This window comes from Pseudomonas syringae group sp. J254-4, assembly GCF_032586855.1.
In the GTDB taxonomy this organism is placed as follows: Bacteria; Pseudomonadota; Gammaproteobacteria; order Pseudomonadales; family Pseudomonadaceae; genus Aquipseudomonas; species Aquipseudomonas amygdali.
On the sequence record NZ_JAWHOO010000043.1, the window covers coordinates 1 to 6,140 of the forward strand.

Below are 6,140 nucleotides of genomic sequence, written 5' to 3' on the forward strand. Positions count from 1 at the left end.
GCCACCGGTGTCGAGCTGAGTGCCGCGACGCTGGACAACCGCAACGCGGAGCTCTCCAGCCTTGGAGAGCTGACCGCAACCGTCGGCCAGTTCGATAACAGTGGCAAGGGCCGTTTACTGGCTAATGGTGCGTTGCTGCTCAACGCCGACAGCCTGAACAACCAGAGCGCAGGTGCCGTTTCCGGCCAGCAGAGCGTGCAGTTGAACGTCGGGCAACTGATCAACACGGGCGGTGGCAGCGTCTACGCCAAAAACAGTCTGGGTTTGAAAGTCACCGGCGTCCTCAACAACGATCAAGGGACATTGCGCAGCGATGGCACGCTGGTGTTGAGCGCCGCCTCTCTGGGCAATACCGCCGGCAGCGTCACCAGCTCCGGGGCCTCGTCCCTGACGGTCGATGGTGCCGTGGTGAACCGCGGCGGGCAGATTCTCGGCGATTCAACGCTGGTGCTCACCAGTGGCAGTCTCGACAACAGCCAGAACGGGCGTATCGCCAGCAATGGTCTGACACTCACCACCGGTACGTTCGACAACCAGCAAGGCGGCCGCCTGACCAGTACCGGAACCCTTCAGCTCGATGCCGGGCTGGTCAATAACAGTGACGCCGGGCGCATTGCCAGCGCCATGGCCCTGACGGCCGTGGTCACCGGTCTGAATCAGACCAACGATGGCCGTCTGTACAGCAACAGTGACGTCAGTCTCGATTTAAGCAATGGCGTGCTGAACAACGACGGCGGTCTGATTACCGCGCCGGGCCAGTTGCTGCTGAAAAATCTCAATGCAGTCAGCAACCGCAGCGGTGAAATTTCCAGCGCCAACGGCTTTACCCTGGCTGCGACGTCGCTGGACAACACCGCAGGCTCGGTGCTCAGCGACAAAGCGCTGATCGTGCGTGTCGACCAGTTGCTGACCAACCTGCGCGGTCTGGTGTCTGGCAACGGCATCGATCTGACGGCCAATGAGCTGAATAACAACAGTGGCAGCCTGAGCAGCGATGCCGACCTGCTGGTAAACGTCACTGGCCAGCTGTCGAGCCGCAGCGGCGAGCTGACCAGCGCCGGTAACACGACCCTGAATGCGTTGAGCCTCGATAACGCCGCTGGCCAGGTCATGGCTGACCGGTTCCTGAAACTGGTGATCACTGAAACCATCGACAATCAGGCCGGAACACTGGGCGCAGGGCAGGGTATCGACATCGGTGCTGCGAGTCTGGACAACCGCCAGTCCGGTGCATTGGTCACAGATGGCCAACTGACTCTGAAACTGACCGGCGCACTGGACAATCGCGCGGGTGGCAGCCTGCAAGCCAAGGGCTTGATGGACCTGTCGAGCAAGACGCTGGACAACCGCGGCGGCCGTATTGCCGCGCAGAACCTGCTGATCGTGCATAGCGACAGCGTGGACAACCGTGGTGGTTCGATTCGTGCCGAGAAAGGCCTGCAGCTGTTCGTCGATGCCCTCGACAATAGCCAGACCGGGCTGAGCACCGCTCAAAAGGGCCTGATCAACAGCAATGCCGGTCTTGAACTGGTTGGCACGCGTCTGGACAACCAGAACGGTCTGCTCAACGCTGCTGGCCTGATGCAGTTGCAGGTCGACAGCGCTCTCAACGGCAGCGGTCGTATCGCCAGTCAGGCCGACATGGTCGCCAATATCGCCAATCTGACCCAGCAGGGTGGCGAACTGGTTGCGCAGGGCAATCTGACCCTGACCGGCAAAACCCTCGACAACCAGGCAGGCGGCCTGGTGGGCTCTACAAAAGCGCTGAAAATCGATGTTACCGACATCGACAACAAGGCCGGTGAACTGTCCAGCCAGATCGGTGTGGACATCATTGGTCAGACGCTCGACAACAGCAACGGCGGCAAGGTTCTGGCAGGTACTGCACTTGGGCTGACCGTGGCGCGCGTGATCAACCTGAATAAAGGCCTGTTGTTCGGTAACACCCTGCGTCTCGACGGTGCGCGGCTGGATAACGCAGGCGGTACGCTGGCGAGCCAGAAGGACATGAGCATTGATGTGTCCGGTGCGCTGGACAACAGCGGTGGTCTGCTCAGCAGCGAAGCGGGGTTGACGGTCAATGCCGCTTCGTTGCAAAACGCAGCAGGCAGTCTGTCCAGTGCCGATGCCTTGAGCGTCACCACCACCGGCGCTCTGGAGAACCAGGCGGGTTCTGTCACCACCGACGCAACGCTGACGCTGACCAGCGCCAGCCTGGACAACAGTCAGGCGGGCAAACTGGCTGGCAAGGGCGCCACGCAGGTCACCACCGGCACGTTCGACAACAGCCAGGGTGGTCGCCTGACCAGCAGCGATACCCTGCAGTTGACGGCCGGTAAAGTCATCAACCAGAGCGCCGGACGTATTGCCAGTGCGCTGGCATTGACGGCCAACGTCACCAGCCTCGACCAGCAGGGTGGTGAGCTGTTCAGCAACACCTCGCTGAGCCTCGACCTGAACAACGGCCAGTTGAACAACCAGGGCGGTTTGATCAACGCCCCCGACGTGTTGCTGCTGAAGAATCTTAATGGCGTGGCCAACCAGAACGGCGAAATCTCCAGCGCAAAGGCCTTTACCCTGAACGCCGACAGTCTCGATAACAGTGGCGGCAAACTGCTCAGCAGTCAGGCTCTGACGCTGATCGTCAACAAGGCGCTGAGCAACGTCAAAGGTACGATTTCCGCTGCCGCCCTCAACACTCGCAGCGACAGCCTGGACAACACCGAAGGCTTGATCAGCAGCCGCGCAGGCCTGGACCTGACGGTCAATACCGCCCTGACCAACGTCAAGGGCACGCTGATTGGTGACGGCGATGTGACGCTGAGTGCCGCGACAGCAGACAACGGTCTCGGCCAGATCGCCAGCAAACAGAACCTCAACGCACAGATCGGCAGCCTTCGGCAATTGGGCGGTCAGATGCTTGCCCAAGGCACATTGACCTTGCGCGGCGACGCGCTGGACAACCGTCAGAACGGTTTCATCGGCGCAACCCAGGCCCTCGATATCAATGTCACCGACATCGATAACCGTGGCGGTGAACTGTCCAGTCAGGACGCGATTACCCTGACCGGCCAGCAACTCAACAACAGCGACAACGGTCAGGTGCTGGCACAGAAAGCCCTGACGCTGAACGTTGCGCAAGTCACTAACCGTGGCAATGGTCTGCTCTCCAGCAAAGGCGGCTTGACGCTGGTCGGTAGCACCCTGGACAACACCGGTGGCGCGCTCAATGCCCTCAAAGCTCTGGGTATCGACCTGTCTGCAGCGCTCGATAACACTCAAGGCCTGATCAGCAGCGAAGATGTCCTGACGGTGAAAGCCGCCAGCCTGACCAACACCGCAGGCAGCATTTCCAGCGCTGGAAAACTGACCCTCGACAGCACCGGAGCAATCAGCAACCAGGGCGGCAAACTGCTGACCGATGGTGCGCTGGACCTGAAAAGTGCCAGTCTTGATAACAGCCAGAAAGGCAACATCAGCGGCAAAGGCCTGCTGACCCTCAAGACCGGGAATTTCGACAACAGCCATAACGGTCGCGTCAGCAGCAGCGATCGTCTGGACATGACGACCGCGCAACTGACCAACAGCGATGGCGGCAGCATCGGCAGCAGCCAGGCACTGACCGCGAGTGTCAGCCGCCTGAGTCAGCAGGGCGGTAGCCTGTTCAGCAACACCTCCTTGAGCCTGGACCTGAACAACGGCCAGCTCGACAACCAGGGCGGTTTGATCAACGCGCCAGGCGCACTGCTGCTGAAAAACGTCAACGAGGTTCTAAACCAGAACGGCGAAATCTCCAGCGCTCAGGCGTTCACCGTCAACGCTCAACAACTGGATAACAGCGGCGGCAAACTGCTCAGCAACCAATTGCTGACCCTGCGCATCGCCCGTGCGCTGACCAACCTCAAAGGCATGATCGCCGCAGCCGGTGTCGACGCCACCGCCAATACCCTCGATAACACGGGCGGTACGCTGACCAGCCGCAACAACCTGGACCTGACGGTTACCGGTCTGCTCACCAACCGTGACAAAGGCCTGATCAACGCTGCTCAGGCGCTCAAGGTGGGCAAAGCCAGCCTCGATAACCAGAACGGCCAGGTGCTGGGCGGAACCAGCCTGATCCTCGACGCCACATCGATCAACAACACCGCCAAAGGCCTGATCAACAGTACCGGCACCCTGAACCTGACGGCGGGCAGCCTGGATGCCGGCAACAGCGGCGAAGTGTCGGCCACGCGCGACATGACCCTGGTACTCAATGCACTGTCGCTCAACGGCGGACGCGTGATGGGCGACGCCGGGTTGTCCATCGACATGCAAGGCAACGACCTCAACAACCTCGGCGGTTTGATCACGGCAGACGGTTCGCTGACCCTCAACCGCATTCGCGACCTGAATAACCAGTCTGGCGAGGTCTCCAGCGCACAGAGTTTCAGGTTCGATGGCCGCACCCTCAATAACAGTAGCGGCAAGCTGATCAGCAGCAACGTGCTGACAGTCAACGCGACCAACCTGCTCAACCAGAACGGTCTGATTTCCGGCTGGCAGGGCCTGAACGTTTCCGGCAACCGCCTCGATAACCGTACCAACGGCACCTTGTCCAGCCGCAACGGCAACCTTGTTACAACCCTGACCGGTGAATTGCTCAACGGCGGCAACGGTGCGTTGGTCAGCCAGAACACACTGAGCGTAACCGCTGACAGCCTCGACAACAGCGGCGGCATCCTCTCCAGCGGAACCGGCCAGACCCTGACCGTCGCGGGCCTGCTGAACAACAGCCAGAACGGCCTGATCGACAGTGGTGCCGGGCTGACCATCAAAGCCAATGCCCTGAACAACGCGGCCGGTAACCTGACGGCCCAGCAGGGTTTCAGCTTCGAAGGCAGCAGCCTCGACAACAGCGCCGGTAACCTGAGCAGCAAGGCCGATATGACACTCGACCTGCTGGGCAGCCTGACCAACACCAGCGGCAAGCTGGCCAGCGGCGGTAACCTGCTGTTGCGGCGCAGCGCGGCGATCAACAACCAGGCCGGGCAACTGATCAGCCAGAGCCTGATGACCCTCAACACATCCGGGCAACTGGATAACCGCAACCGCGGCACCGTTGCTGCCAACAACACACTGAAAGTCGTCGCGGGTGGCAGTGTCCTCAACGATGCTGATGGCTTGATCTATAGCCAGAGCGCCGATGCGCATTTGAATGCAGCGAGCCTCTCCAACGTTCGTGGCGCGGTCCAGAGCGTCGGCGCACTGGTTGTCGATGTCGCTGATACCGTCGACAACCAGAACGGCCGGATCATCGCGCAGAACGGCGACCTGAACCTGACCGGTGCCAACCTCTACAGTCAGGGCGGAGTACTGTCCAGCCTGCAAGGTCTGTTCACCGCGAAACTGGCCGGCGTGCTGAAAAATGGCTATGACGCCAACCGCCAGGGCGGTGTCATCCAGGCGCAACGCCTCAATCTGACCGCGCTGGGCGGCTTCGACAACTACGGCGGGCGAGTTTCCGCGCGTGGCGGCGAAGCGCTGATTACTACCCCTGGCTTCGACAACCGCAACGGCGGCCTGTACGCCAAAGGCCTGGTGCGGGTCAACGGTGGCAACTTCGACAACAGCGGCGACAACGACGGCCAGATCGCCGGTGGCCAGGTCGAACTGAACCTGAGCGGCGCACTGAACAACCGCTTCGGCATCATCGAAAGTGACAGCACTCTGGCCGTGACCGCTGCCAGTCTGGACAACCAGACCGGACAACTGCGTGCGCTGGGCGGTGGCGGTGCCACAAACTTCCAGATCGGCAACCTGTTCGACAACCGCAACGGCACCCTGGAAAGCGCCAACAGCGACCTGACTCTCAACGCTGGCAACTTCCTCAATGGTGGCGGTTCGCTGCTGCATACGGGTAATGGCACGTTTAATATTTCTACGGCCAACGTCACCAATGCTGGCGGCAGCATTGTTACTCGCGGTGGTTTGACGCTTAGTGCCGATAGCTGGACCAACAGCAGCGTTATTCAGGCCGGGCGATTGACGGTGAATGTCGGCACCTTGAATCAGACGGCGGGCGGGCAATTGCTGGCGTCGAATTCGTTCAGCGGGAGTGGCGGGAACTGGACGAATGATGGGTTGATTGCGAGTGATGG

The 6,140-nt window shown here is 60.8% G+C and carries 1 pseudogene; it reads left to right on the plus strand.

Annotated features, from left to right (window positions below):
• Positions 1 to 6,140: pseudogene (locus RYB09_RS27020) on the plus strand (filamentous hemagglutinin); the annotation flags it as partial.